Source organism: Paenibacillus darwinianus (assembly GCF_000598065.1).
Classification (GTDB): domain Bacteria; phylum Bacillota; class Bacilli; order Paenibacillales; family Paenibacillaceae; genus Paenibacillus_I; species Paenibacillus_I darwinianus.
On the sequence record NZ_KK082195.1, the window covers coordinates 13,949 to 14,608 of the forward strand.

Annotated in this window: 1 protein-coding gene; it reads left to right on the forward strand. The window is 62.6% G+C overall.

Going from position 1 to position 660, the window contains the following annotated elements; translation table 11 throughout:
* The coding region (locus BG52_RS12790; RefSeq protein ID WP_144340818.1) for a helix-turn-helix domain-containing protein at window positions 1-519 on the forward strand (519 nt) is incomplete at its 5' end.
* Window positions 520-660 lie beyond the last annotated feature (141 nt).

A 660-nucleotide genomic window follows, 5' to 3' on the forward strand; every position in this document is an offset into this window, starting at 1 on the left:
GACACGCCCGTTGCCGACACCGGAACGAGCCGCAGGCCCGCAGCGCTGATCGGCCGCATTCGCAGCTGCTTCCGCGAAGGGGGGGGCTTGGCCCATATCGAAGCTCCCGGTTACCTGCAGCTGCTCCTGGCTGTGCTCGGCTATGCCGGCCGCCCGGCCGCGGAACGGCGCATCCGGCCGGATGGCGAAGGCGGCGCCTTGGTCCGGCAAGTCATCCGTTATTTGTCCACCCAATACGCCGAGCCCGTATCCATCGAGCGCATGGCAAAGACGCTCGGCTTCAACCGCGCTTATATTTCCCGCGTATTCAAACGGCATACCGGGATGACGCCCGTCGCGTTTCTGCTGCAGCTGCGCATCGATAAGGCCCGTCAGCTCCTCCGCGAGCGAAACGAGCTGACGGTGGAACAAATCGCCGCTTCCGTCGGCTTTCAGGACCCTCTGTACTTCTCCAAGCAATTTCGCAGGCTGTACGGCCTGCCGCCGACCGTCTACCGAGCGTCTTTGCTGGAGGAGTAGGATCGGTCGATCGTATCGTATCGGGCGGCAGACCTGCATATAATTTCACGCATTTTAAAAATGCATCTCTATATGCACCATGAGGGACAGGCGTCGCCGCTGGCGTCCAAAATACTGCCGCGACTGCCGCCCCCCCCCCCC